The 2,280-nt window shown below is 67.9% G+C and carries 3 protein-coding genes; all 3 read left to right on the forward strand.

What is annotated here, in order from left to right; translation table 11 throughout:
- The first annotated feature begins 337 nt into the window (after nucleotides 1-337).
- The 3 genes from VFX99_RS05110 (at nucleotide 338) to VFX99_RS05120 (ending at nucleotide 2,139) form a co-directional block, all read left to right on the forward strand.
- Nucleotides 338-535 carry a hypothetical protein gene (locus VFX99_RS05110; protein WP_329665236.1) on the forward strand — a complete coding sequence of 66 codons (198 nt, stop codon included), beginning with the start codon at nucleotides 338-340 and terminating at the stop codon, nucleotides 533-535.
- A gap of 380 nt (nucleotides 536-915) precedes the next feature.
- Entirely contained in the window at nucleotides 916-1,347 is a 432-nt protein-coding gene (locus tag VFX99_RS05115; RefSeq protein ID WP_329665237.1) for a hypothetical protein, read from the forward strand.
- Nucleotides 1,348-1,395: 48 nt separating this feature from the next.
- Nucleotides 1,396-2,139 carry a hypothetical protein gene (locus VFX99_RS05120; protein WP_329665238.1) on the forward strand — a complete coding sequence of 248 codons (744 nt, stop codon included), beginning with the start codon at nucleotides 1,396-1,398 and terminating at the stop codon, nucleotides 2,137-2,139.
- The last annotated feature ends 141 nt before the right edge of the window (nucleotides 2,140-2,280 follow it).

The following is a 2,280-nucleotide window of genomic DNA, read 5'->3' on the forward strand; positions in this document are numbered from 1 at the left end:
TGCTCCGTGCAGATTGATCTCGTTGGGCCGGGGCAGGGCGCGGAAGTCGTCCCGCCACCGTGACCGAAAACGAGACCAAGAACGCCTTCAGCGACCCAGAATCAGCCCGTTCCCGCCAGTGCCAGCCGGTATACTCGACCCATGAAAAACGCGGAAATCCGCGGGATCTTGCGGCAACACGAAAGGGATCTACTCATTCCGACGAGCTACCGTTGTTCTTGGTTCGAGTCCAGGTACCCCAGCAAGAGATACAGCCCCGTTCATCGGGGCTTTTGTCATATCGGGACCCATTCTGCAAGAACTACCGGCGGCCCTTTGGCGGGTGCACAATGGCCCGATGGACACCCTTCCCCCCGCCGACGACGAGGATGCCGCCGAGCTCACCGCGCTGCGCATCCGCGCCTACGGACCCGACCCCGATATCGCGTCGGACCCCGACGCCCAGGCCCGCCTCGATGTTCTGGAGCGCGACTTCGCCGAGAACGATCGCGCAGTTCCGGACGACGAGGCCCCTGAGGCGAGCGGCGGGTCCTGAGCCGCAGCCGACGCAAGGCCCTGTCACTCGCGTCGACGCGGGTGGACAATGACCCCGTGAATGGGGGACACACGCTTGCCGACGAGCTCGCCGCACTGCGGCGGCGAGCGTATGGTCCGAACGCCGACATCGGTACGGATCCGGTCGCGCAAGCACGCCTCGTGGAGCTGGAGCGACATTTCGCGCGACGAGGACGAGCCACATCAGACGAGGCTCCGACGGGTGAGACCGGCGATGGCCCCGGTCCAGGCGTCCGCGGACCGAGTCCGCGGGGAGCAAACCCGCAGCTCGATCCACTGCCACCGGTAGCAGACGTTCCCGCACCGCCCGCTGGGCGGATCGGGCGTGCACTGCCCTTCATCGCGATCATCGCGTCGGTCGTGGCTGTGGTCGCAGTGGTGACGCTGGCGTACGAGCGATTCTCCCGTCCGCAGCCGGTCGCGCATCTCGAGGCACTGAGGAATGTCCCCCGCGGAACCGACCTTCCCGTCGTGGAGCCGCAGGATCTGCAGCGTTGGGAGGTGACGGATCCGGGGTTCATTTCTCACGGCGAGTACGGCGCCATCGACGCCTGGGAGATGACCGGAGCCGCCCGCCGTCGATGCCTGGTGGTCAGCGTGGGCGGTGAGGTGGTAGGGGTCGGATGCACGGCGCCGACCATCGATACCGTGGTGGACGTCCTCAGCGTGAACAGCTGGATGCCGGAGGCGCCGGAAGGCGGCCGGATTCCGTCGCAGTCGACTGTCCGCTTCGTCCTGCACGACGATGCGATCGATGTCTACCTGGGCCTCATCGACAACACCGCAGATTGATGCGGCCCACCCCTCGCCTCGCCGGTGTGTCGCGCGGATAATGATGGCATGGGCGCGACGCGGGAGTCGTCCTCCCGAACGGATGCCGCCGAGCTCGATGAGCTGCGGCGACGCGCGTACGGTCCGGACGCAGACATCTGGAACGACGCGGAGGCCATCGCGCGCTTGGCCGAACTCGAGCTGATGTCGGGTCACGGCGCGGCGTCGGAAGAGACGACCACATCGGGATCCTCCATCGAACCGGCGGACTCTGCCGCACCGTCAGCGACCGACATCGAAGCGTTCGGGGAAACGAAGCCGATCGCACGCGCTTCTCGGCGTCGCCGCCGGGCCGCGATGATCGCGACGGTGGGACTCGTGGTGGCGGCGGTCGGCTCGACCCTCACCGCCGGCTCATCCGATGTCGTGCTGTATCGGCAGCTGGATGTTCCGCGAGCCGCCGCGGAGCAGCTCAGCGAGGTCGGACAGCTCGGGTACCTCGGAATCGCTCAAGGCGACGTGCGACTGTACGACGAGTTCCGGGGCCTGAACGTATGGAGTGCGCCGCGGGGGAGCAGCACGACGTGCCTTTTCGTGACGTCTGCAAGTCCGCCGCGGTGGCGAGTCGACTGCACGCCTTGGGACGGCGAGCCCACGATCGATCTGCTCCAGTACCGCGAGGACTCCCGCCTCGCAGGTCTCGAGGCCCTGGGCGACGTGCCGGTCGGCCACGTCCTCCGGCTGGCGCTGCGGGACGGCGCGGTCCTCGTCCGGGTCGTCGAGGCGCCGACCATGCGGTCGATCGACGGCTGAGCTTCGGCCGAGTGCGTGGCCGCGGACGATAATCGAAGCATGGATGCGCCGCCACCGTCGTCCGAGCGCCAGCGGGAGCTCGCCGAGCTGCGCTCGCGGGCGTACGGCCCGGATGCCGACATCCACCTCGACACGACCGCC

The sequence above is a fragment of the Microbacterium sp. genome (assembly GCF_036277215.1).
Lineage (GTDB): Bacteria > Actinomycetota > Actinomycetes > Actinomycetales > Microbacteriaceae > Microbacterium.